The 23,921-nt window shown below is 52.4% G+C and carries 19 protein-coding genes; 13 read left to right on the top strand and 6 right to left on the bottom strand.

What is annotated here, in order from left to right; genetic code table 11:
• The first annotated feature begins 55 nt into the window (after positions 1 to 55).
• The 9 genes from pip to infB all read left to right on the top strand — a co-directional run bounded on the left by pip (position 56) and on the right by infB (position 12,348).
• The gene (pip, locus tag RCA23_RS15715) at positions 56 to 1,024 is read left to right on the top strand and encodes a prolyl aminopeptidase (protein WP_044051108.1); all 969 of its coding nucleotides are present in this window, start codon (positions 56 to 58) and stop codon (positions 1,022 to 1,024) included.
• Between the two features lie 83 nt (positions 1,025 to 1,107).
• On the top strand, positions 1,108 to 2,097 hold the full coding sequence (locus tag RCA23_RS15720) for an ABC transporter permease (RefSeq protein WP_044051109.1): 990 nt from the start codon (positions 1,108 to 1,110) through the stop codon (positions 2,095 to 2,097).
• Positions 2,098 to 2,105: 8 nt separating this feature from the next.
• Positions 2,106 to 3,293 carry an ABC transporter permease gene (locus RCA23_RS15725; RefSeq protein ID WP_044051667.1) on the top strand — a complete coding sequence of 396 codons (1,188 nt, stop codon included), beginning with the start codon at positions 2,106 to 2,108 and terminating at the stop codon, positions 3,291 to 3,293.
• A 4-nt stretch (positions 3,294 to 3,297) separates the two neighbouring features.
• Positions 3,298 to 4,944, top strand: coding sequence for an ABC transporter ATP-binding protein (locus RCA23_RS15730; protein ID WP_044051110.1), 1,647 nt, complete (start codon positions 3,298 to 3,300; stop codon positions 4,942 to 4,944).
• Between the two features lie 77 nt (positions 4,945 to 5,021).
• Positions 5,022 to 6,566 (top strand): ABC transporter substrate-binding protein, encoded by a 1,545-nt coding sequence (locus RCA23_RS15735; protein WP_044051111.1) that lies wholly within the window; start codon positions 5,022 to 5,024, stop codon positions 6,564 to 6,566.
• A gap of 493 nt (positions 6,567 to 7,059) precedes the next feature.
• Positions 7,060 to 7,632, top strand: coding sequence for a ribosome maturation factor RimP (gene rimP, locus RCA23_RS15740; RefSeq protein ID WP_044051112.1), 573 nt, complete (start codon positions 7,060 to 7,062; stop codon positions 7,630 to 7,632).
• The gene (gene nusA, locus RCA23_RS15745; protein ID WP_044051113.1) at positions 7,632 to 9,245 is read left to right on the top strand and encodes a transcription termination factor NusA; all 1,614 of its coding nucleotides are present in this window, start codon (positions 7,632 to 7,634) and stop codon (positions 9,243 to 9,245) included. Before rimP ends, nusA begins: the two co-directional genes overlap by 1 nt.
• Positions 9,246 to 9,848 carry an RNA-binding protein gene (locus RCA23_RS15750; protein ID WP_044051114.1) on the top strand — a complete coding sequence of 201 codons (603 nt, stop codon included), beginning with the start codon at positions 9,246 to 9,248 and terminating at the stop codon, positions 9,846 to 9,848.
• A gap of 34 nt (positions 9,849 to 9,882) precedes the next feature.
• Entirely contained in the window at positions 9,883 to 12,348 is a 2,466-nt protein-coding gene (gene infB / locus RCA23_RS15755; protein WP_044051115.1) for a translation initiation factor IF-2, read from the top strand.
• A gap of 52 nt (positions 12,349 to 12,400) precedes the next feature.
• Here infB and RCA23_RS16610 read toward each other — a convergent pair whose 3' ends face one another.
• The 4 genes from RCA23_RS16610 to RCA23_RS15770 form a co-directional block, all read right to left on the bottom strand.
• Positions 12,401 to 12,559: a hypothetical protein gene (locus RCA23_RS16610; RefSeq protein ID WP_169701437.1), complete on the bottom strand. Its 159-nt coding sequence runs from the start codon at positions 12,557 to 12,559 to the stop codon at positions 12,401 to 12,403.
• A gap of 74 nt (positions 12,560 to 12,633) precedes the next feature.
• Positions 12,634 to 13,032, bottom strand: a complete 399-nt coding sequence (gene mutT, locus RCA23_RS15760) for an 8-oxo-dGTP diphosphatase MutT (protein WP_044051116.1) — start codon at positions 13,030 to 13,032, stop codon at positions 12,634 to 12,636.
• A complete protein-coding gene (gene argJ, locus RCA23_RS15765) occupies positions 13,029 to 14,246 on the bottom strand; it encodes a bifunctional glutamate N-acetyltransferase/amino-acid acetyltransferase ArgJ (RefSeq protein WP_044051117.1) in 1,218 nt (405 codons plus the stop codon). Before argJ ends, mutT begins: the two co-directional genes overlap by 4 nt.
• 4 nt (positions 14,247 to 14,250) lie before the next feature.
• Positions 14,251 to 15,084 carry a peptidylprolyl isomerase gene (locus RCA23_RS15770; RefSeq protein ID WP_044051118.1) on the bottom strand — a complete coding sequence of 278 codons (834 nt, stop codon included), beginning with the start codon at positions 15,082 to 15,084 and terminating at the stop codon, positions 14,251 to 14,253.
• 188 nt (positions 15,085 to 15,272) lie between these two features.
• Between RCA23_RS15770 and secA the strand changes: the two genes are divergently transcribed.
• Positions 15,273 to 17,957, top strand: coding sequence for a preprotein translocase subunit SecA (gene secA, locus RCA23_RS15780; protein WP_044051120.1), 2,685 nt, complete (start codon positions 15,273 to 15,275; stop codon positions 17,955 to 17,957).
• A gap of 265 nt (positions 17,958 to 18,222) precedes the next feature.
• Positions 18,223 to 19,404: an acyltransferase family protein gene (locus RCA23_RS15785; protein ID WP_044051121.1), complete on the top strand. Its 1,182-nt coding sequence runs from the start codon at positions 18,223 to 18,225 to the stop codon at positions 19,402 to 19,404.
• A gap of 253 nt (positions 19,405 to 19,657) precedes the next feature.
• Here the strand turns inward: RCA23_RS15785 and RCA23_RS15790 are convergent, their stop codons facing one another.
• Positions 19,658 to 20,491 carry a nuclear transport factor 2 family protein gene (locus RCA23_RS15790; RefSeq protein ID WP_044051122.1) on the bottom strand — a complete coding sequence of 278 codons (834 nt, stop codon included), beginning with the start codon at positions 20,489 to 20,491 and terminating at the stop codon, positions 19,658 to 19,660.
• Between the two features lie 118 nt (positions 20,492 to 20,609).
• Here RCA23_RS15790 and RCA23_RS15795 point away from each other — a divergent pair, with 118 nt between their 5' ends.
• Complete coding sequence (locus RCA23_RS15795) at positions 20,610 to 20,984, top strand: winged helix-turn-helix transcriptional regulator (RefSeq protein ID WP_044051123.1); 375 nt, start codon at positions 20,610 to 20,612, stop codon at positions 20,982 to 20,984.
• A gap of 120 nt (positions 20,985 to 21,104) precedes the next feature.
• The gene (locus tag RCA23_RS15800) at positions 21,105 to 22,157 is read left to right on the top strand and encodes an SDR family NAD(P)-dependent oxidoreductase (RefSeq protein WP_052377237.1); all 1,053 of its coding nucleotides are present in this window, start codon (positions 21,105 to 21,107) and stop codon (positions 22,155 to 22,157) included.
• Here the strand turns inward: RCA23_RS15800 and RCA23_RS15805 are convergent.
• Positions 22,131 to 23,840: a DUF2793 domain-containing protein gene (locus tag RCA23_RS15805; protein WP_044051124.1), complete on the bottom strand. Its 1,710-nt coding sequence runs from the start codon at positions 23,838 to 23,840 to the stop codon at positions 22,131 to 22,133. The genes RCA23_RS15800 and RCA23_RS15805 overlap by 27 nt on opposite strands.
• Positions 23,841 to 23,921: the final 81 nt, after the last annotated feature.

Below are 23,921 nucleotides of genomic sequence, written 5' to 3' on the forward strand. Positions count from 1 at the left end.
GGATTTAACTTATCAGGCAGGGCAGCACCCGGCCTTTGCTTTATATAGGACAGTTATGGACAAAGTCGCAGGTCAAAAACGCGCAGTGCAACTTCTTTATCCGTCGATTGAGCCTTTCGATCAACGAATTTTGAGTGTGGGCGATGGGCATCACATATATGTGGAGCAATGCGGCAAGCCCGATGGTGTGCCTGTGGTCGTTTTGCATGGCGGTCCCGGTGGCGGGTGCAGCCCGTCGATGCGCCGATATTTTGATCCCGCAGTTTACCGGGTTATTCTTTTCGATCAGCGCGGCTGCGGGCGGTCCCGGCCTCATGCGGAGGTGGCGCATAACACCACTTGGCACCTGGTGTCAGATATTGAGAAAATTCGGGAGGCTTTGGGCATTGAGCGCTGGATGGTCTTTGGCGGCAGTTGGGGCGCGACCTTGGCTTTGATTTATGCGCAAGCCAAAGGCTCTTCCGTGCGGCATTTAATATTGCGTGGCGTGTTTCTGGGCCAGAAATCTGAGCTAGATTGGTTTTATGGAGGTGGCGCTGGGCGGTTTTGGCCAGAAGCCTGGGCGCGATTTGCCGACTTAATCCCCGAGCAGGAGCAAGATGATCTGATCGCGGCCTATGGCGCTCGTCTGTTCAGTGGTGATTTGATGCAAGAGACCCGCTACGCTCGTGCTTGGGCAGGTTGGGAGAATGCCTTGGCGTCGATTGACTCAACGGGAATCTCTGGAGAATCCCCATCGCAATATGCCCGCGCCTTCGCGCGGCTTGAAAACCACTATTTTTCAAACCAGTTGTTTTTGAGTGCGGATCAGGCGGTGTTGAACAATATGGACCGCCTGGCTGAGATCCCTGGCGACATTGTGCAAGGTCGCTATGACATGATTTGCCCGCCACAAACCGCCTGGCAATTGGCGAAGGCATGGCCAAAAGCAAGATTGCAAATGGTGGGCAAGGCTGGACACGCATTGTCTGATGCGCCCATTAGCGCGCAATTGGTGAAAATCATGGATGCTCTGCGCCCTTAGCGGGAAGCTCTGAGAAGAGGCTTTACATATGACCTTCAGGCGTTAACCTCGCAGAAACAATTAATTGAATTAGGAGATGTCTGGTGGGGCCGATCTTTCAGATCATTCTTCAGCGTTTGGCACTGGGTGTAATAACACTACTGATCGTTTCGATGGTTATTTTTGTTGCTGTGAATGCCTTGCCGGGTGATTTTGCCCAGGCGATTCTAGGGCAGGGCGCAACAGATGAGGCCGTGGCGCAAATCCGCGCTGACTTGGGCTTGGACCAAAACTATTTTATGAGATATTTCTCTTGGCTGGGCAATGTTGTGACCGGTAATTTGGGGATCAGCTTTGCGCAGATGAATTTTGCGTCAAATATGGGCGGGGATCAATTGGTGGGCGTGGTGGAGCAAATCGCCCCGCGGTTTAAAGCGACAATGTTTCTGGCTGGCGTCACCGCGATGTTCGCGGTGCCAATTTCGATCACATTGGGTGTTCTGGCGGCGCTTTATCGCAACTCTATTTTTGATCGGGCTGTGAATATTACGACTCTGTCGTCTATTTCTAGTCCGGAATTTTTCCTCGCCTACATTCTGATTTTGGTCCTAGCGGTGCTCAACCCGATCTTTCCGTCGCTGTCGAATGTCTATGAGGGCATGGCATTGGGCGAAAAACTCAACCGAACCATGCTTCCGGCCTTGACCCTGACCTTAGTGGTGACAGCCCATATGATGCGGATGACCCGCGCGGCGATTATCAACCTTTTGGCCAGTCCCTATATTGAAATGGCCCGCCTCAAAGGCGTCAGCCCCATGCGCGTGATTGTGCGCCATGCGCTGCCAAATGCTTTGGCCCCGATTATCAATGTGATTGCGCTCAACCTCGCCTATCTCATCACCGGTGTTGTGGTGGTTGAGGTGGTGTTTGTATATCCTGGTATCGGACAGCTGTTTGTCGATAGCGTGAAAATTCGCGATATTCCGGTGGTGCAGGCCTGTTGCCTCATCTTTGCTGCCGCCTATATTTTGCTGAATTTGATGGCGGATATTCTATCCATTCTCTCCAACCCAAGATTGAGGCACCCGAAATGAGTTGGTTGATGAATCTGATTTTTCTCCTGATTGCGGCGGCGGTTGTCGCCTGGGTGTTTCGTTTTGCCGGTCAAAAAATCACCGGCAATAAACCCTTCTTCCGGGACATGCCCTTTGCGGTGGCCTTTGGCTATGTTGCCGGTCTGTTGGTGTTGATTGGAGCCGTGAGCTATTACTTCCGACCTGTTGAGGTCAACGGCGTGCCTGCTGCTGGGGTGATTTTCTTCCGCTGGGCGGTGCAGGGCTTTATTGGCTTTGCGATTGCGGCCTATTTGTTCCGCCTGTTTGGCCGGACCGTTGGAACCTCTGGGACACGAAAATTGTTTCGCGCCATGCCGCTGACGGCTGCTTTTGGTGTTTTGGTCATTTTGATTTACGCGCTTGTATCTATTTTTGCTGGATCGATTGCGCCCTATGGGCAGGAAGAGATTTTTGCCAACGCCAATATTGTGCCAGGGGGCAACCCGATGATGGGGGGCGATCCAAATTTTCCGCTTGGGACGGATCAAATCGGCCGTGATATTTATAGCCGTCTGATCTATGGCGCGCAAAACACTGTGGGCATTGCTTTTGCCACCACATGCCTGGCGTTTTTCGTAGGCGGCTCGCTTGGATTTCTGGCTGCAATTGTTGGAGGATGGTTGGATCAAATCCTATCGCGCACGATTGATGTTTTGATGGCCATCCCTGCGCTTATTTTTGCCCTGCTTTTGATGACAATCGCGAGCGTTTGGTCCAACCAGCTTGGGATTGATCGCACCATCTTTATGATCTTGATCATTGCGATGATTGACAGCACGCGGGTCTATCGTTTGGCGCGCGCGGTGGGGCAAAATATTGTCGTGATGGACTATATCGAAGCGGCCAAGCTGCGCGGAGAGGGTATGGGATATCTCATTTTCAAAGAGATACTGCCCAACGCCACAGCGCCGCTTTTGGCTGAATTCGGCTTGCGGTTTTGTTTTGTGTTTCTCACGATTGCGTCACTGTCCTTCTTGGGTGTGGGCATTCAACCGCCCCTCGCGGATTGGGGAACAATGGTCAAAGATCTGTCGCAATTCATAAATTTTGCTGCTTTTGCGCCAAATGTCGCCACCGCACCCCTCTTGGCGGCTGGAGCAATTGCTTTGCTCACTGTGGCGGTGAATTTCGTGGTGGATTGGATGCTGCACAAATCTTCGGGCTTGAAGGATTAAGGTCATGACACAGCAGCTCCTCAAAATACGCGGGTTGAAAATCGAAGGCAAATCCGATGAGGTTTGGAACCCAATTGTGAACGGGATAGATCTTGATCTGAAAAAGGGTGAAGTTCTCGGATTGATCGGTGAATCGGGCGCTGGAAAATCGACGGTCGGTCTGGCTGCCATGGGATTTACCCGCGACGGCTGCCGCATTTCCGGCGGAACTGTGGATTTCGACGGGGTGGATTTGGTGACCGCCTCTGCTGCGGTGAAGCGCAACATGCTGGGCAAGAGAATTGCCTATGTGGCGCAATCTGCTGCGGCCAGCTTCAACCCGGCGCATCGTTTGATTGACCAACATACCGAAGCGCCGACGCAACACAGGCTGCGGCCCAAGGCTGAAAGCGAGTTGGATGGTATAGAGCTTTACCGCCGTCTACGCCTGCCAGATCCCGATCGCATTGGCTTTCGCTATCCGCACCAAGTGTCCGGTGGGCAGTTGCAGCGGGCGATGACCGCGATGGCTATGTCGTGCCGGCCTGATTTGATCATCTTTGATGAACCCACCACGGCGCTGGATGTGACCACTCAGATCGAAGTTCTGGCCGCCATTCGCGACATTGTGGAGCAGTTTGATACGGCCGCCATTTACATTACCCATGACCTTGCAGTCGTGGCCCAAATGGCGGATCGGATTAAAGTATTGCTGCGCGGTGATGAGGTGGAAGAGGCGGAGACCCGCGCCATGCTCTCGGCGCCGCGCGAAGATTATACCAAGTCCCTTTGGGCCGTGCGGTCGTTCCAAAGACCTGCAAAACCGGCGGTTTCAACTGGGGTAACGCCGATTGTGTCTTTGAAAAACGTCTCAGCGGCTTATGGGAAATCCCCTGTTTTATTTGATGTCGCCTTTGATATCCATGCGGGCCGCACGGTGGCGGTTGTGGGCGAATCTGGATCTGGAAAATCGACGACAGCCCGTTGTATCACCGGGCTATTACCGCCCAGTCAGGGGCATATTGAGTTTAACTGCGAAGCCTTGCCGTTGGATTATCGCAAGCGCAGCAAGGATCAATTGCGTCAGGTGCAAATGATTTACCAAATGGCCGATACAGCGCTCAATCCGCGCAGCTCGATTGGTGATATTATCGGCCGGCCGGTGCAGTTTTATTCTGGCCTCACCGGCTCTGCAAAACGCAAACGGGTTGAGGAGCTCTTGGCGCAGATTGAGCTGGAGCCGGAACAATATATTGACCGCCTGCCCAGTGAACTCTCTGGCGGGCAAAAGCAGCGCATTGGCATTGCCCGTGCTTTGGCCGCCGAACCGCAGTTTATTATCTGTGATGAGGTGACCTCAGCGCTAGATCAACTTGTGGCGGAGGGAATTTTGAAGCTTCTTGCGCAGCTGCAAGACGACTTGGGCCTGTCTTATATGTTCATCACCCATGACCTCGCGACCGTGCGTGCGATCAGTGATGAAGTTGTGGTTATGAAAGATGGCAGGGTGGTTGAGCAGGGGCCAAAAGCCGAGATGTTCCAACCACCACACCACCCCTATACTGACCTATTGCTCTCATCTGTGCCTGAAATGGACCCAGATTGGCTTACAAACCTATTAAATGGGCGTGGAGTGGATAACATCGGTGACGCAGCGGTTGGGAAGATGTAGGATAGAATCACCCCCCCCTGCTAAATAGGGGGCGCGGGGCGACCCGCCAAAAATGAAAGTAACCAGGGAGAAAATGAATGTCTCAATTCAGTAGACGTGGACTTTTAAAAACAGGGGCCGCCGCCGGTGTGATCGCCGCGACGGGTCTGCCAGCGAAATCTGCCGCAAAACGCGGTGGCAAGCTGCGCATGGGCTTGAATGGTGCGAACACATCTGACAGCTTCGACGGCCGGACGCATTCGGATCAATTCATGATCCACATGGGGCATGGGACCGTGTTTGACTGCCTGACAGAGGTCACGGCCGCCGGTGAGCTCGTGGGCGAATTGGCTGAAAGCTGGGAAGCCAGTTCGGATGCCAAAACATGGACGTTTAACCTGCGCAAAGGTGTGACGTTCCACAACGGCAAATCCTTTGGTGCGGATGATGTTATCGCATCTTTGAATATGCACACTGAGGAAGGTGCGAAATCTGCAGCGCAACCCATCGTGGCTGCCATCACCACCATGAAAAAGATGAACGATCACCAGATCCAGTTCACTTTGGCAGCGGGTAACGCTGATTTCCCATTCCTGCTGTCTGACTATCACATCTTGATGTATCCCGCCGGAATGATCGACGAAGCCATTGCCAAAGGCATTGGCACAGGGCTTTACAAAGTTGTTAGCTTTGATCCAGGCGTGCGCTGCGTGCTCACCCGTGTGGACAGCCACTATAAAGACGGCCGCGCCGGTTGGTTTGATGAGATTGAATGTATCGCGATCAATGATTCCTCTGCGCGGATGAACGCCTTGATGACGGGTCAGGTGGATGCGGTGAACCGCGTTGACTTTAAGACCGAGCCATTGCTGCGGGCCAATCCAAATGTTGAGATTTTTGAAGTGACTGGCAACATGCACTACACATTCCCAATGTTGACAAACCAGGCACCGTTCGACGATGTCAATGTGCGTAAGGCTTTGAAATATGGCCTGAACCGTCAGGAAATGGTCGATAAAATCCTGCAAGGTCACGGCATGGTTGGCAACGATCACCCGATCGGCCCGGCAAACCAATACCTTGCCACCGATATTCCGCAGATTGAATTTGATGCGGATAAGGCGAAATTCCATATGAAGGCGGCTGGATTAACAGAGCTGAATGTAGATCTTTCCGCCTCAGACGCGGCCTTCAACGGGGCGGTTGATGCCTCGCAACTGTATCAAGCCTCTGCTAAAAGTGCCGGGATTAATATTAACGTGGTGCAAGAACCAGCAGATGGCTATTGGTCCAACGTTTGGCTCAAAAAGGGTTGGTGCGCTTGCTACTGGTCTGGCCGGGCAACGGAAGACTGGATGTTCTCAACGGCCTATGAGAGCGGTGTGCCTTGGAACGATACCCATTGGGAGAACGCCCGTTTCCAAGAGCTGTTGCTGACAGCCCGTGCGGAGCTGGATAGCAATAAGCGCCGGGCGCAATATGCTGAAATGCAAATGCTCCTGTCGCAAGAAGGTGGAACGATCATTCCAATGTTTGCAAACACGGTGGATGCGGCCTCCACAAAACTGGCCCACGGTCCAGACATCGGCAACATTTGGCAAATGGACTCGAGCCGTTTGACTGAGCGCTGGTGGTTTGCGTAAGACCTTTGGGTTTTAAAGATCAAAGGCCTCGGATTTTCCGGGGCCTTTTTGTGTCATCTGTGATTGCCAACTTAAGACCTCTGAATAACGCCATTTTAACATGAAATGAGGGCAGCGCCGGCCTGGGCGGGCGCATAAATCCGGTGGTGAAATCACCGGAACACTGGAGCAATAACCATACATACCCGTATATTGAGATGGTGAATGCGCCTGCCGGGGGGCAGGCAGGCGCAGCCCGGTGTTGCCACCGGGCAAAGTGTGTTGGCTTGGCGGCTGGGTTATGCAGGGGTCTTAAGCCGGTTGTCTCGTTTGCACCACTTCCACGGCCTGCCCTGTTCAATAACCTTTTGAAAGAATCGCCGTTCTGGGATTGAAACCGCTGGGCAAACTCTGTAATAGGTACTTAATAGCGGCGTTTCGGCTTCCACCCCCGAAATTCCACCGGAAAATATCACGGGCCGCGCGCCCGTTTTTTTGTGCCTGAAAGGTGCCTATGACAGATCTGATTGCCAAGGCTGCAATGGACCAGCGACTGCTCAAGATCCTGAACCCGATGATTGAGGGTTTGGGCTATGAGGTGGTGCGTTTGCGTTTGATGAGCGGCAACACCCCGACGCTGCAAATCATGGCACAAAAGCCTGATGGCACGATGGAGGTGGATGGCTGTGCTGAGATCAGCACAGCGGTTTCCGCTTTGATGGATGTGGAAGATCCGATTATTGAAGCCTACACGCTTGAAGTTTCAAGCCCTGGAATCGATCGACCTTTGACTCGATTGAAAGATTTTGACCAATGGATTGGCTATGTGGCCAAGATTGAAACCGAACAGCTGATCGACGGCCGCCGCCGCTTCAAGGGAGACTTGGCAGGCACGGATGGAGATGAGGTTTTGATCACCATCGAAGAGGGGACGATTGGTCTCAAATTTGACTGGCTGGCAGATGCCAAGCTGATCTTGACGGATGATTTGATACGCGCGGTTCTCAAAGGTCGCAAAGACGCGGGTCAAATTGATGAAACACAATATGATGAAGTGCAAACCATCGTTGATGGAGAGGAAGACTAATGGCCATTACATCTGCAAACCAGCTTGAGTTGCTACAAACCGCCGAAGCTGTTGCTCGTGAAAAAATGATTGATCCCGGTCTGGTGATTGAGGCGATGGAAGAATCCTTAGCGCGGGCGGCAAAGTCTCGCTATGGCGCAGAAATGGATATCCGAGTTTCTATTGACCGGAAAACTGGCCGAGCGACTTTCACCCGCGTGCGCACTGTTGTGGAAGAAGAGTTGCTGGAAAATTACCAAGCGGAATTCACCGTTGAGCAAGCCAAGCAATATATGGAGAACCCAGAAGTGGGTCAGCAGTATATTGAAGAGGTTCCTCCGGTTGAAATGGGCCGCATCGCCGCGCAATCTGCCAAGCAGGTCATTTTGCAAAAAGTCCGCGAAGCCGAGCGGGATCGTCAATATGAAGAATTCAAGGACCGTGCTGGCACGATTATCAATGGTCTGGTGAAGCGCGAAGAATATGGCAATGTCATTGTCGATATTGGCCGCGGTGAAGCTGTGTTGCGCCGCAATGAAAAAATTGGCCGTGAAAGCTATCGCCCCAACGACCGTATTCGCGTCTACATCAAGGAAGTGCGCCGTGAGCAACGCGGCCCGCAGATCTTCCTGTCGCGGACGGCGCCAGAATTCATGGCGGAATTGTTCAAAATGGAAGTGCCAGAAATCTATGATGGCATCATTGAGATCAAAGCCGTGGCTCGTGATCCTGGATCGCGCGCGAAGATCGCCGTGATCTCTTATGACGGCTCCATTGATCCTGTTGGTGCCTGCGTTGGGATGCGCGGCAGCCGGGTGCAAGCGGTTGTGAATGAGCTTCAAGGCGAAAAAATCGACATTATCCCCTGGAATGAAGATCAACCAACTTTCTTGGTGAACGCTTTGCAACCTGCGGAAGTGACCAAGGTGGTTCTGGATGAAGAAGCCGGCAAGATTGTTGTTGTTGTACCAGATGAGCAGCTTAGCCTGGCCATTGGACGTCGCGGTCAAAACGTACGTTTGGCGAGCCAGCTGACCAGCCTCGACATCGACATCATGACAGAGGAAGAAGAATCCAAACGTCGTCAGGCCGAATTTGAAGTGCGCACCAAGCTCTTTATCGACAGCTTGGATCTAGACGAATTCTTTGCACAGCTCTTGGTGTCTGAAGGATTTACCAGCCTTGAAGAGGTGGCCTATGTGGAGCTTGATGAGCTTTTGGTCATCGACGGGGTGGATGAAGCCACGGCAGGTGAGCTGCAAGCACGTGCGCGTGATGTGATTGAAGCCGAAAACACCCGTGCAATGGCCCGCGCTCGTGAGTTGGGTGTCGAAGATAGCCTGGTGAATTTCGAAGGCTTAACGCCACAGATGATTGAAGCTTTGGCTGATGATGGCGTGAAAACCTTGGAAGATTTCGCCACTTGTGCCGATTGGGAATTGGCCGGTGGTTGGACCACTGTGGAGGGTGAGCGGGTCAAAGATGACGGCGTGCTTGAAAAATTCGACGTGGATTTGGCAGAAGCGCAAAACATGGTGATGACGGCTCGGATCATGCTGGGGTGGGTGGACCCTGAAGAATTGCTCGATGAAGAGGCGGAAGTCTCAGAAGATGATGCGGAACAGGTGAGCTAAATGAGCCACAGCGGCGCCCACATTGCGGAAAATCTGACCGAGCGTAAATGCTTGGTCAGCCAGGAGTCTGGTCCAAAAGCGGGGTTAATCCGCTTTGTGACCAGCCCTGATGGGGTGGTCGTGCCGGATATACTGGAAAAATTGCCCGGTAGGGGGTATTATGTCACTGCTGACCTGCATATTTTGGAAGACGCGGTAAAGCGCAAAGTTTTTGCCCGTGGTGCGAAAACGCAGGTGAGCGTGCCGGACGATCTGATTGCTCAGATTGACCGGCAGCTGGCGCGCCGGGTGGTTGACCTTGTATCAATTGCCCGCAAAGCCGGCAAAGCTGTAACAGGCTTTGAGAAGGTCAAAGGGTGGTTGGCCGAGGGCCGGGCCAAAGTCTTGCTGCAAGCCAGCGATGGATCCGCCCGTGGTAAAGACAAACTATGGACCCCAGAGGGTGGACGATTTTTTGGGTGTTTAACGGCGCAGGAATTGGGTTTGGCATTTGGGCGCGGGCATGCGATACACTGCGCACTCTCCGGTGGCAAACTTAGCGAACGTGTAGTACATGAGGCCGCAAGACTGCGCGGATTACGAGAAGCCACAAAGGTGGCATAGGGCAATGGCCCTCTGAAAAGGACAATAGAGCTTTATGAGCGACGACGGAAAAAAAACACTGGGTTTGATGGGCGGGTCACGTTCGGGAAATGTGAAACAAAGTTTCAGCCACGGCCGGACCAAGAATGTTGTGGTGGAAACCAAGCGTAAACGCGTTGTCGTACCCAAGCCCGGTGCCGCGAAACCTGCCGCTCCTGGAGCTGTGCGGGGCGGCGATCCTGCACGCCGGCCGGCCGGAATTTCTGACGCGGAAATGGAGCGTCGTTTAAAAGCTGTTCAAGCCGCAAAAGCGCGCGAGACAGAAGACGCAGCACGGCGCGCGCAAGAAGATCTCGAGCGGGAGGCTGAACGCAACCGTCGCCGCGAAGAACAGGAAACAAAAGAGCGCGAACTGCGCGAACGCGAAGAGCGGACGCAGGCAAAAGTCGCTGCTGAAGAGCAAAAGAAGCGCGAAGCGGAGGCCGCAGCGCTGCTTGCAGCCGCACCGCCACCGACACCCGAAGAGCGGGCTGCCAAAACCGGCGTTGTGCGTAACAAAGTTGCTGAGCCTGTGCGCCGTGAGGAACCTGCGCGTCCAAGCCGCAACAAAGGCCGGGAAGACAACCGTCGCTCTGGCAAGCTGACTGTTAATCAGGCCAGCGCTGGAAATGATGGGCGGCATCGCTCAATGGCGTCGATGAAGCGCAAGCAAGAGCGCGCCCGTCAAAAAGCGATGGGCGGGACTGTTGAGCGTGAAAAGATTATCCGCGACGTGCAAGTGCCGGACGCGATCATGGTGCAAGAGCTGGCCAATCGTATGGCTGAGCGGGTCTCTGATGTTGTGAAATCTTTGATGCAAATGGGCATGATGGTGACACAGAACCAAACCATCGACCAAGATACAGCTGAGTTGATCGTGGAAGAGTTTGGTCACAAAATTGTGCGCGTTTCTGATGCGGATGTTGAGGATGTGATTGACCAAGTGGTTGATAGTCCTGAAGATCTTAAGCCTCGTGCGCCAATCATCACGGTTATGGGCCATGTTGATCACGGGAAAACCTCGCTTTTGGATGCGATCCGTAATGCGCGGGTGGTCTCCGGTGAAGCCGGCGGCATTACCCAGCATATCGGCGCCTATCAGGTTGAGCAGAATGGCGATCTTTTGACCTTCCTCGACACCCCGGGCCACGCGGCCTTTACCTCGATGCGCTCACGCGGTGCGCAGGTCACAGATATTGTTATCTTGGTTGTTGCTGCAGATGATGCGGTGATGCCACAAACAATTGAGGCGATTGCCCACGCAAAGGCGGCCAATGTGCCGATGATTGTGGCCATCAACAAAATTGACCGCCCTGCAGCTGATCCGCAAAAAGTGCGGACCGATTTGTTGCAACATGAGGTGATCGTGGAGCAAATGTCCGGTGAGGTCCAAGACGTAGAAGTCTCTGCGACAACGGGCCAAGGCTTGGATCAATTGCTGGAAGCGATTGCTTTGCAGTCTGAAATTTTGGAGCTGAAAGCCAATCCAAACCGTGCAGCCTCCGGCGCTGTCATTGAAGCGCAGTTGGATGTCGGGCGTGGACCTGTGGCCACTGTTTTGGTGCAAAACGGGACGCTGAAACTTGGCGATATTTTCGTGGTTGGGGAACAATGGGGCAAAGTGCGCGCCTTGATCAGCGACTCCGGGGAACGGATTAAGACCGCTGGGCCGTCAACGCCTGTTGAAGTTCTGGGCCTGAACGGCACACCGGAAGCGGGCGATGTTCTAAATGTGGTGGAAACCGAAGCCCAGGCGCGCGAAATTGCAGAATATCGTGCGCAAGCGGCCAAAGATAAACGCGCCGCCCTAGGTGCCGCGACAACTTTGGAACAGCTCATGGCCAATGCGAAGGCCAATGAAGATATCAGCGAGCTGCCAATTCTTTTGAAAGCCGACGTTCAGGGCTCTGCGGAAGCGATCGTGCAGGCCATGGCGAAAATCGGCAATGACGAAGTTCGGGTGCGGGTTTTGCACTCTGGTGTCGGTGCGATCACAGAAACAGATATCGGATTGGCCGAAGCCTCTGGGGCGCCGGTGTTTGGCTTTAACGTGCGGGCAAATACCTCCGCGCGGAACACAGCCAACCAAAAAGGCGTTGAGATTCGCTATTATTCAGTGATTTATGATTTGGTTGATGATGTGAAAGCGGCGGCCTCTGGTCTATTGAGCGCCGAAATTCGCGAAACATTCATTGGTTACGCCAATATCAAAGAAGTGTTCAAAGTGTCGGGCGTTGGCAAAGTGGCTGGTTGCTTGGTGACCGAAGGCGTGGCTCGGCGCTCCGCTGGGGTACGCTTGCTGCGCGATAACGTTGTTATTCATGAAGGCACACTGAAAACACTGAAGCGCTTCAAAGACGAGGTGCCTGAGGTGCAATCGGGCCAAGAATGTGGCATGGCCTTTGAAAATTATGATGATATCAGACCAAATGATGTGATCGAAATTTTTGAGCGCGAAGAAGTCGAACGCAAGCTGACTTAATTTTTAAAGATAAAAAATGGCGCTCCGATCGGGCGCCATTTTTCTTTGCCTTCTATGAAACCGGTTGACCCACAAAGAGTTTTTGCCCGATCTTGATTTGGATTGCCCCTTTGGCGGCTTCGCCTTTGTAAATCCCCTGAGCTAAAATCCGCGATCCCATCATAATCGTTTTCACGATTGATTGATTGTTGGCGCTGTCTTTTTGATCCATTGCACTTTTTCCCAAACCTATTGGGGACAAGTTACATTGAAATTATGTAAGAGTTACTAAGACTATGGATAGAATTAGAGCCAATCGTATAGGATGGGAATCAAAGGTAGATCTGCGGCAGGCATGGGATAAGATCTAAGGTCCTGTTTTCGAACCCATTTTATGGACTGCCCTTCCTGAGGTTGCGGAAGACCTTGCCACTTCCGGCAGGCGAAGAGCGGCATTAAAAGGTGAAAATCTTCATAGGCATGGCTGGCAAATGTCAGCGGGGCAAGGCAGCTTTGCCAAGTGTTAATGCCCAATTCTTCTTCTAATTCGCGAATTAAGGCGGCCTCTGGGGTTTCTCCCGCTTCGACCTTGCCGCCGGGAAATTCCCAAAGGCCGGCCATGGATTTTCCTTCGGGACGTTGTGCCAAAAGCACACGACCATCTGGATCGATAAGGGCAACTGCAGAGACCAGGATCGTTTTCACGAGCGGTAATCCGCGTTAATTTCAATATAGCCATGCGTCAAATCACATGTCCAAACCGTGGTTTGCGCCGTGCCGACACCGAGATCTGTGCGAATAATCAACTCAGCTTGCTGCATATAGCTCGCGCCCGCTTCCTCTGTATAGCTTGGGGCAACCCAGCCATTTTCGGCCACCAGATGCGGTCCAAACCAAATGGAAAGCCGGTCGCGATCTGCCTCGGCGCCGGATTTTCCAACGGCCATGACAATGCGACCCCAGTTGGGATCTTCACCAGCAATCGCCGTTTTGACCAAGGGAGAGTTGGCGATAGACATCGCCACTTTGCGAGCGTCGGCATCATTTTTGGCACCGGTCACTTCAACCGTGACAAATTTTGTTGCGCCTTCGCCGTCTTTGACCACTTGATGGGACAGGTCAAGCATGACCTCCTTCAACGCCTCTGCGAACTCACGGCTGTCCGTTACATCTACACCTGAGGCTCCTGTTGCAGCACAGATGAGCGCGTCAGAGGTTGAGGTGTCGCTGTCGACGGTGATGCAATTGAAGGTTTGATCGGTCAAATCCCCGAGCAGGGCTTGCAGATCTGGCTGTGAAATTTTTGCATCTGTGAAGATATAGACCAACATAGTCGCCATATCCGGGGCGATCATGCCGGATCCTTTGGCAAAGCCGCTGATGGTCACGGGCTGTCCATCTATTTCCAGTATCTTTGACGCACCTTTGGGAAAGGTGTCGGTCGTCATGATGGCCCGTGCGGCCTCTTCCTGCGCCGCGGGGTTTAGGGAGGCTGTCAGTTGGTCGAGGCAATCTGTGATTCTTTGATCTGGTAAGACCTCACCAATCACCCCGGTTGAGGAGGTGAAAACCGCTTCAGCGGGAATATTGAGCCGGGCGTCGACAGCGGCACAGATACGGCCAACCGAGGCCTTTCCCGCAGCGCCTGTGAAGGCGTTTGCATTGCCGGAATTGACAAGTATTGCCGCACCTTTTGACATATCACCGCCAATTTTATCCTGACAATCCAAGACACTGGCCGCGCGGGTCGCGGAGCGGGTGAAGACGCCTGCGATGGCCGCTCCTGGCGCAATGGCGGCCAGCATGACGTCGGTCCGTCCGGGGTATTTCACCCCAGCGGCTGCCGTGGCGAAGCGCACCCCGTCAATGGCGGGCAGATTTGGAAAATTTGCGGGGGCCAGAGGGGATATCTGTGTCATGATGTTATTGATCCAAGGTTGATAGCACGGATGGATCAATGCTATCGCTCAGCAGGGTGACATCCGCCTCATCCATTAAGGCGCGCAAATGTGCTTCGACAGCGGCATTTTGCAGCTCAACTTCCAGCTCGCCCCGAACCTCTTCAAAGCTGGGGGGTGCCATTACCCTGCGGTCTCTCAACAAGATGAGATGATAGCCAAATTGGGTTTGCACTGGGCCGGTATAGGTGTCTGGCTCCATGTTGAGAACTGCATCTTCAAAGGGTTTCACCATTTGACCCTTACCAAACCAGCCCAAATCACCACCGCGCGGGCCGGAGGGGCCAGTTGAATGTTCCTGGGCGAGCGTTGCAAAATCTGCGCCCTCATCCAAAAGCTTCAAAAGCTCACGTGCTTTGTCCTCGGTTTCGAGCAAAATATGTGAGGCTTGATATTCTGCTTCGCCGCCACCGGCAGGGAATTTGGCCTCATAGGCAGATTGCAGCGCCGCGTCACTGAGCGCGCCTGCGCGAATGTCCTCAATGACAGTTGTAGACAGCAGGTTGCGCTCTTGATTTTCCATCGCTGTGGGCAGCCAGCTTGGCGGGGTTTCTACGGAGCTGGCCAAGAGTTGTTGCTGAACCAATTGTTCGATTATTCCATTGAACAATACGCTGTCTTCAAGGTTTCTATACTGCTCTGGAAGCTGCCGTTTGATGTCAAGCACATGGGCGAGCGTCAGTTCTGTGCCGTTTACGGTGGCAACCACGGTGGTCAAATTAGCTTCTTGAGCGGCCAAGGGTGTGGATAAGAACAAAGTGAAGGCTATGTTGCGGAAGATTGTGGATGATTTTGCCATTGTTTTATCCTTTGATGCGCACGGACTGGCCCGCGCCGTTGACACTGTAATGCGGGACCCATACATCGTTTGGGTGGCCCGGAGGGGGCCGGCTCAACTCTGCACATGCCTTTGGCTTTTCATAAGCTGCGGTGGCGCGGTGGGCAAGCAAATCCCTCATTTGATTTGAATAACCATGCGGAGCGAATATGCTGGGTCTAGGAACACTTGCTAAAAAAGTTTTTGGCACACCAAATGATCGCAAGGTCAAAGCGACCCGGCCGTTGATCGAGAAAATCAACGCGCTTGAACCTGAGTTTGAAGCTCTGAGCGATGAGGGCCTGGTGGCCAAGACGGCTGAACTGCGAGATCGCGCCACATCTGGTGAGGATTTAAACAGCCTTCTGCCAGAGGCTTTTGCCAATTGTCGCGAGGCCGCCAAGCGCGCCTTGGGCCTGCGTGCCTTTGATGTGCAGCTGATGGGTGGCATATTCTTGCATGAAGGCAATATCGCAGAAATGAAAACCGGTGAGGGTAAAACCTTGGTGGCGACCTTTCCGGCCTATCTTAATGCTTTGACCGGCAAGGGTGTGCATATTGTAACAGTCAATGACTATTTGGCGCGGCGCGATGCGGATTGGATGTCGAAAGTCTATGGGGCTTTGGGCCTGACCACTGGGGTGGTTTACCCTCAGCAACCCGATGATGAAAAAGCCGCAGCCTATGCCTGTGATGTCACATATGCGACGAATAACGAGCTTGGGTTTGATTATTTGCGCGACAATATGAAGGCCGAGTTGAGCCAAATGCATCAACGATTCCACAATTTCGCCATTGTGGATGAGGTGGATTCCATTTTGATTGATGAGGCGCGCACCCCGCTGATTATTTCTGGCCCATCGCAAGATCGCTCGGAGCTGTACAAGACCATTGATCAGCTGATCCCAGATGTTCTGGAGGCCCATTATACGTTAGATGAAAAGACCAAAAATGTGACCTTCACCGATGAAGGCAACGAATGGTTGGAAGAGGTGCTGAGTGGCAAGGGCATTCTGCCGGAGGGTCAATCGCTCTATGATCCAGAAAGCACGACCATTGTGCACCACGTCAACCAAGGTCTGCGGGCGCATAAGCTCTTCACCCGGGATAAAGACTATATCGTGCGGGATGGCGAAGTGGTGTTGATCGACGAATTTACGGGCCGGATGATGGCTGGTCGGCGCCTCTCTGATGGGTTGCATCAGGCCATTGAAGCTAAGGAAGGCTGCACCATTCAGGCCGAAAATGTCACTTTGGCTTCGGTCACCTTTCAAAATTATTTCCGCCTATACGATAAATTGGGCGGCATGACGGGCACAGCCTTGACCGAAGCTGATGAATTTCATGAAATTTATGGCTTGGGTGTTGTGGAAGTGCCCACCAATCGCGTGGTTGCGCGTGTGGATGAGGATGATCAAGTTTATCGGACCGCCGGTGAAAAATACAACGCTGTCGTTGACGCCATCAAAGTGGCTCATGAGAAAAAGCAACCTGTTTTGGTCGGCACAACCTCAATTGAGAAGTCAGAGTTTCTGTCAGAATTGTTGACCGCTGCTGGCATCACGCACAATGTTTTGAACGCGCGCCAGCATGAGCAAGAGGCCAAAATCGTTGCCGATGCAGGTAAGCTGGGTGCAGTGACGATTGCGACCAATATGGCCGGGCGGGGTACGGACATCAAATTGGGCGGCAATGTTGAGTTCTCCATTATGGAGGCCATTGCGGCGGACCCTGAGGCGAACCCAGATGATATTCGCAGCCGGATCGAAGAAGAGCACGCCAGCGATGAGCAGGCGGTCAAAGATGCTGGCGGGCTTTATGTTTTGGCCACCGAACGGCACGAGTCGCGCCGCATTGATAACCAATTGCGTGGTCGATCTGGCCGGCAAGGGGATCCTGGTCGCAGCTCCTTTTTCCTGTCTTTGGATGATGATTTGATGCGGATTTTCGGCTCGGAGCGTTTGGAAAAAGTGCTCAACACTTTGGGCATGAAAGAGGGCGAGGCGATTGTGCACCCTTGGGTCAATAAATCCCTAGAACGCGCGCAGGCCAAAGTGGAAGGTCGCAACTTTGACATCCGCAAACAGCTTTTGAAATTCGATGATGTGATGAATGATCAGCGGAAAGTGATTTTCGGCCAACGTCGCGAGATCATGGAAGCCGATGATTTGGCAGAAATCACACAGGATATGCGCCATCAGGTGATTGATGACTTGGTGACGCAATTTATGCCGCCGAAATCCTACGCCGATCAATGGGATGTGGAGGGCCTACAAGCAGCCCTTGCAGAGAACTTAGGGCTTGATGCGCCGGTGGTGGACTGGGCGGCGGAAGAGGGTGTCGATGATGACACGATCCGCGAAAAGCTCGAAGATCTTAGTGATGATTTCATGGCCCGCAAGGCGGTCGAGTTTGGACCTGAAAATATGCGGATGATTGAAAAGCAAATTTTGCTAGAAACCATTGATAGCAAATGGCGCGAGCATTTGCTGACTCTGGAGCATCTGCGCTCTGTGGTTGGGTTTCGCAGCTATGCGCAACGTGATCCGCTCAATGAGTATAAATCTGAAGCCTTCCAATTGTTTCAGAATTTGCTCGATGGATTGCGCGAGCGGGTGACCCAGCTTTTGGCACATGTGCGTATGCGCACGGCCGAAGAGCAAAAGGCGATTATGGAAGAAATGGCCCGGCAACAAGCGGCCATTGCAGCTGCGGCGCAATCAGTGGATGACACCCCGTCAGAACCCGGTGCTTTCAACGAAAATGATCGCGCCACCTGGGGCAATCCTGGCCGGAACGAGGCCTGCCCGTGTGGGTCTGGTAAAAAATTCAAACATTGCCATGGGCGTATATAGATCTGCTCAAGAACAGCTGCCACCGCCGACAACGCAAGATGCCGAGACAAAGGCGCCAGATTTTACATCCCAAAGCCCATAGCGCCTCAGTAACGTCTCTTGAGCTCACGGCAAATTTAGTGTCCTAATGTGTCTAAATGAAGCTGGGAAGACACAAACTGGAGGCGACTGTGGTTAAGAAATTGATTTTCAACAAGATAGAATATCCGCGCTCTGATAAATCGTCTTGATTAAAACATTCATTTACATGTGAAAAATCAGACTGATGTCAACGCATACTGAGCATTACCATTTTCTGGATTTAGTTCGCGCTATTGGTATTTTGCAAGTTGTCCTATTTCATGTTGTATTTGGTGTCTTCAGCTATGGAGGAAGCGATGCAGCCCTTGCTCTCATTGAGCAACTGCCAACATGGATGACATTCGCTTGGCAACCCTTTGGCGTAGACGCGATCTTTCTTGTCTCATCGTTTTTGTTAACTTCGACATTGCTGGATGAGCATACACGTTTAGGGCGCATCGACGTGCGAAGTTTTGTTTTGAAGCGTCTGTCGCGTATCTTACCACTCTACTACTTAGCACTTCTCCTGTTTCAACTAGGATCACCATTTGATCCGTTGCAGTTTGCTCTCTCCGCTGTATTTCTGGGCGTCACCCTAGGTGTTGGCAATGTCATCCCGGTTGGTTGGTCAATGGAAGTGATGATGCTGTTCTTTTTGCTTATGCCAGCGTTATTAACTCTCATTTTGAAATGCACACGTCCCTTGCTTATTTTAGGATTGGCCATACTGATTACGACAGGGTCTCGGGTGGCTTATTTGCACATATCAGACATTTCTGCCGGCCGCGTGTTTTTGGATACGTACCAAAGCTTACCGGCGTCGGATGCTGCCAAACATTTGTATTACCACCCGTGGTTCCGTTTGCCTCCCTTCCTCGTTGGAATGGGATTAGCGATTGCGTATTACAGAGCGTCAAGCAGCGCCGTAAAGCACTCGTGGCGTGGCCTAGGATTCGCTGGGTTATTCATGATTATTATCTGCTGTTATCCGCCCGTACATATTGAGGACGCGTGGTTATACAGGTTACCAGAACCGGTTCTTGTAGTTTATTTTGGATCTTCAATAACGATATTTTCTGTTGGATTATCAATGGTGATTTGGAATTCACTTGTGTTTGGAGCAAAATGGATGAGCCCATTGGGGCAGGCTTGCAAAACTATTTCCCAATGTATTTTTGGAATCTATTTATTCCACATGCCATTTTTGGCGCTCGCAGCCGTAATGGTCTTACGATCGACAGACAGGGCACAGCTTGCCACGATTTCAGTTGCACAAACTTGGATGATATTCACGCTCACTGCGATATTTTCTATAATTTTTGCACAATTGCTGCTGCGTTATATAGAAATTCCCATCATGAAATTATTGCGCCGATTGAGTTCTTAAGGTCTAACAAAGTCGCCGTTCGAGAGCAGCGCATCTTCGTTTGGCAGAACGCAGAGCTCAAATGCTTAAGCCACTAAACCGTATCTCAGCGCAAGGCTCTGCAGGGAAACACGCGTTTGGTTTTGTGTCTAAGTATGATGCGTAGAACATCACCATATGGCAAATCTAACTTTTTAACTGTGCGAGAAAATGCAGCACAGGCTTGAGTGATCCCGCTTACCTGCTTTTGATCGCAGGTAAGCGGGTGGTGATGTTAGAACATGCCGTTGTCGTGGGCAAATTCTTCTGGAATTGTTTGAACAACATCCCAATGCTCGGCAATTTTCCCATCTTCAACCCGCCACAGATCATAAAATGCAGTGGCGGCGCCGTCGTATATGCCTTCAGATTGGGTGAATACGAAATTGCCTTCGCCTAAAGTTAGGTGCACTTTCTCATAGCCAAAGGCTATGTTGCTGTCGGCCAAATAGGTGATGAATTGCTTTAGCCCATCTCTGGTATCGGCAACATATGGATTGTGCTGGCGATAGTCAGGTCTGATATAGGTGTCGATTTTCTCGATATTGCCACCGATCAAAACATCCGCAACTAAGGCTTGGACCAAGGCTTTGTTTGCCTCAGTTTTATCCAAATCTGCAATTTCTGTCGCCCCATCTGTCATCGTGCGACCATTTGCGGTTTCAGTGACCCGGTCTTGGATACTATCCCAATGTTCTGCGATTTTCCCATCTTCGAAGCGGAACACATCGATGATAACTTTCGGGCCAAAGAACTCGGATTCTTGGTGCACCACAGTATAGGCCCCATCTGTGATCATCCGAAGCGGTGTGACTTTCATGGGCGGATCCATGGTTTGAATGAAGTCGACAAAATCCAGCAGCCCTTGCCGACGATCGGCAGCCTGTGGGTTGTGTTGGATATATCCTTCGGCCACATGATCCATGATAAAACCGCGATCACCCTGCGCTAGGCCTTGCTCCAGCAGACCGCGTGCGAGATCTTTTTGGCTGAGGCCTTCCGCCGCGACTGCAACGCCGGTGAGAGAGAGGGTTGTCGCGAGTGTTAATCCGGTGAGTGATTTGGACATTTTATGTCTCCTTGAGAATAATTTGAAAAAAAGGGTTACGCTGCATCAGCAGATGAAATAGATATAAAAACACTAGGCACTATTCGTAAGTAGGCACTTTTTAGTAACCGGATAAAAATTGAAAAAGAGAGAAGAAATTGAGAAAAAACTGGGGCTTAATCTTTGCCCCATTCGTACGGTCCTGGCGCAAATTGGGGATAAATGGAGCCTATTGGTGATATTGCAACTCCGCGCAGGCGGGCAGCGATTTTCGCAATTACAGCGCGCCATTCCCGATATTTCGCAAAGAATGCTCACGCAAACCCTACGCAAATTGGAGCGGGACGGGCTTGTCAGTCGAAAAGTCACCCCCAGCACGCCACCGCGGGTGGATTATGCCATCACCGCACTGGGCCAGTCGCTGTTTGAACCCATTGGGGCAATGGCGCAATGGGCGATTGATAAACAGCCAGACATTCTAAAGGCCCGCGATCAGTTTGATCGCCAACATTGACGCGGGTGGCTGCAACCGATTAAGTGCTGCGTTAAAGCACGGCCCGGATGGGCGGTATTTGAAATTGTTAATTTTTGGGGTCTTCGCCCTGCACCATATTTTTATGATTAAGGGGCTTTCATGCGCCACGCATTTATCACTGGTTCTGCTGGTTTCATTGGATTTTATCTGGCGGAATTGCTGTTGCAAGAGGGTTGGAGTGTCACAGGGTTAGACGGTCTAACGGACTATTATGATGTGCGGCTCAAGCATCGGCGGCTGCAAATGCTTGGCCAACACAAAAATTTTCATTCCATCACTGCAATGCTGGAAGATGAGAATGCGGTCATGAATTCCGTTGCGCAGGCAAAACCGGGTGTCATTGTGCATCTCGCGGCGCAAGCGGGTGTGAGATACAGCCTGGAAAACCCGCGGGCCTATATTGAAAGCAATGTGCTTGGCACCTTCAACGTGATGGAAGCGGCCCGGGTGCATGGGGTGACGCATTTGATGATGGCGTCGACCTCTTCGGTATATGGCGCCAATACGCGGATGCCTTTTCACGAAAATGATAAGGCTGACACGCCCTTGACCATCTATGCCGCTTCGAAAAAAGCCAATGAAGCAATGGCTCATTCCTATGCGCATTTGTGGGATATCCCGACAACGATGTTTCGCTTCTTTACGGTCTACGGTGCTTGGGGGCGTCCTGATCTGGCGCTTTATAAGTTTGTTGATGCCATGCTCGAAGGGCGGCCTATCGACATTTACAACAATGGCGACACGTATCGTGACTTCACCCATGTAAAGGATTTGGTGCGCGGTATTCGTTTATTGATGGATGTGCCGCCGGTGCGTCCCACCTGTGCATCCGATATTATGGAGGGAGACAGCCTCTCTCCCGTTGCGCCGCATCGTGTGGTCAATATTGGTAATTCTGACAAGGTGCGGTTGATGGATTTTATTGATGCCATTGAGCAATCTTTGGGCGTCAAGGCCATTCGCAACTATATGCCGATGCAGCCTGGAGATGTGCCGGCCACATGGGCCGACACGTCACTTTTGCAAAAACTCACCAACTATCGCCCACAAACAGATTTTCGCGCGGGCGTCGATCAGTTCGTAACTTGGTTTAAGTCTTATAAAGCAGAGCTGGAGGCCGAAGACTTACACGGCCTTGAGTCGCAGGCTTGAGGTGATCAGAGAGAGAGATCCAGTGGTGAAATCTGGGTCTGGGACCTTTATATCCACGCCGCCAGAGGCCGTAGCCTGCATGGCAGCATAGGGCTCGGGCGCCATTGAAATGCCAGACAGATGCAGCCCATGGGCCGCGCCAGAATCGGCAAATCCGCTATAGCCCCCCGGGCGGTTGCTGAAATTTGGCAGCATAAGAATTTTGACAAAGGCCGTGCTGGGTGGGAAATTTTTCACCTCATTGCGGCCGGAGGTGTCTACCCCGCCGATATGGTTGCAGGCGTGGTACCAGTAACCCGCGGTTGGTAGAACGGTTTGATCTAAAAGAGCCGGTTTGAGATTCCAACCGCTGTCCGTATTGGCCAAAGGCGTGCCGGCTGGCCAAATACCACTGGGATCATCGGGGTTGCCATCGGACTGTGCCAAAGGCGCCAAGAGTGTAATGCTGTGGTTGGTTCTATCCACCTGTGCCGGCGAGAAAAGACCCGTTCTAAAATGCCTGCTGTAAAAGTCTTGGGCGTTGCCGCCCTGGGTGCGATAGGTGAAAAAGATCAAACCGCATTTGTCCGAAGAGCTGTCTGCATCGTTCCACCCCGACGCATTGGTCACCGATACAGTGGTGTCCCCCGGAGCCAAAGGCGCTGATAGAGTGGTCAAACTGTCGACACCACCTGATGCATAGCGCATGTGACAGGCGGAGGTGATCTGTTGAAAATCGGCATCAAAGGCCATTATACCCATAACCTGGGCGTGGCGATCGCCCGTGGCTTGTTTGATATAGCTCTCCAAGCGGTAGGTTTTCTGCGCGTCCACTGCGATAAATTCCGATGTTGTAAGATCTAAACCATGGTATCCTGTGAACAGAAAGCTGCCAGGCAAGCCTGGGGTGTCGCTGGCATCATAGCTTAGAGCGCTGGGCATATTATAGGAATTGCCCAAAGCGCCATTGCCATTGCTGACCAAATTGCCCGTTTTCGAATTGGTATAATCGACCGTGACAATCGGGCTTGTTCCAAACTCCGCCTGAGAAAGGGTTGTATTGGGCAGGGTGACTGCACCCGTTGCCCGGTCAACGGTCAGGGCTTGATGAAAATTGCTGCCATCAGGGCTGACTTTGATTTCGAAGTTATCTGACCCGGCGAGGCCCATTTCGGCGCGACCCGACCAGCCAGTTTGAAACAACAGGCTGCCGGTGTCCCCGGGCTGATCCTTGTTGATTTTCAGTTGATGCCCGCCGGTTGTGTCGTGGGTCAGCAATGTTGCGTCGGAGGAAACCGCCAATCGGTTTGTCAAATCGGCGGATGTGTTGAGTCCAAGCTTGTCCAAGCGCTCGACATCCGCAGCGGTGGCTTCGGTCCACTGACCCTGGGAAAATACCAGCAAGGCCAGCCCGTTTTGATCCCATGCCACCCAACCCTCATTTGGCGGGATAATCCGCCAGGCATTTTCTTCCCAATGGGCCAGCGAATCGTCAAACCCGGCCCAAGCGCCGGTCGCGCCGCTGGGCAGAATATAGCGATCTCCGGCAACAGGGTTTGCGGGGGGCGCAGTTTGGGCCCGGCTGAGAACACTGAGTTGAACCACACCATCCAGCAGGCGCATACCCTCATTATGGGTGACATGTTTTTGCGATTGGTTTTGTTGAATATAGGGCAGGGAGAGATTGGGCGAGACAGTGGACATGGTTCAAGAACCTTTGCAAGATGACGTTTCGGCGATCATCTCGCAAAGAGTTAATGGAATTCTATCCAGAGAGGGCGGGCG

This window comes from Planktomarina temperata RCA23, assembly GCF_000738435.1.
Classification (GTDB): Bacteria; Pseudomonadota; Alphaproteobacteria; order Rhodobacterales; family Rhodobacteraceae; genus Planktomarina; species Planktomarina temperata.

Coding starts and splice junctions, on each gene's coding strand:
- pip (WP_044051108.1), top strand. CDS start 56: ATGGACAAAGTCGCAGGTCAAAAACGCGCAGTGCAACTTCTTTATCCG.
- RCA23_RS15725 (WP_044051667.1), top strand. CDS start 2,106: ATGAATCTGATTTTTCTCCTGATTGCGGCGGCGGTTGTCGCCTGGGTG.
- RCA23_RS15730 (WP_044051110.1), top strand. CDS start 3,298: ATGACACAGCAGCTCCTCAAAATACGCGGGTTGAAAATCGAAGGCAAA.
- RCA23_RS15735 (WP_044051111.1), top strand. CDS start 5,022: ATGTCTCAATTCAGTAGACGTGGACTTTTAAAAACAGGGGCCGCCGCC.
- rimP (WP_044051112.1), top strand. CDS start 7,060: ATGACAGATCTGATTGCCAAGGCTGCAATGGACCAGCGACTGCTCAAG.
- nusA (WP_044051113.1), top strand. CDS start 7,632: ATGGCCATTACATCTGCAAACCAGCTTGAGTTGCTACAAACCGCCGAA.
- RCA23_RS15750 (WP_044051114.1), top strand. CDS start 9,246: ATGAGCCACAGCGGCGCCCACATTGCGGAAAATCTGACCGAGCGTAAA.
- infB (WP_044051115.1), top strand. CDS start 9,883: ATGAGCGACGACGGAAAAAAAACACTGGGTTTGATGGGCGGGTCACGT.
- RCA23_RS16610 (WP_169701437.1), bottom strand. CDS start 12,559: ATGGATCAAAAAGACAGCGCCAACAATCAATCAATCGTGAAAACGATT.
- argJ (WP_044051117.1), bottom strand. CDS start 14,246: ATGACACAGATATCCCCTCTGGCCCCCGCAAATTTTCCAAATCTGCCC.
- RCA23_RS15770 (WP_044051118.1), bottom strand. CDS start 15,084: ATGGCAAAATCATCCACAATCTTCCGCAACATAGCCTTCACTTTGTTC.
- secA (WP_044051120.1), top strand. CDS start 15,273: ATGCTGGGTCTAGGAACACTTGCTAAAAAAGTTTTTGGCACACCAAAT.
- RCA23_RS15785 (WP_044051121.1), top strand. CDS start 18,223: ATGTCAACGCATACTGAGCATTACCATTTTCTGGATTTAGTTCGCGCT.
- RCA23_RS15790 (WP_044051122.1), bottom strand. CDS start 20,491: ATGTCCAAATCACTCACCGGATTAACACTCGCGACAACCCTCTCTCTC.
- RCA23_RS15800 (WP_052377237.1), top strand. CDS start 21,105: ATGCGCCACGCATTTATCACTGGTTCTGCTGGTTTCATTGGATTTTAT.
- RCA23_RS15805 (WP_044051124.1), bottom strand. CDS start 23,840: ATGTCCACTGTCTCGCCCAATCTCTCCCTGCCCTATATTCAACAAAAC.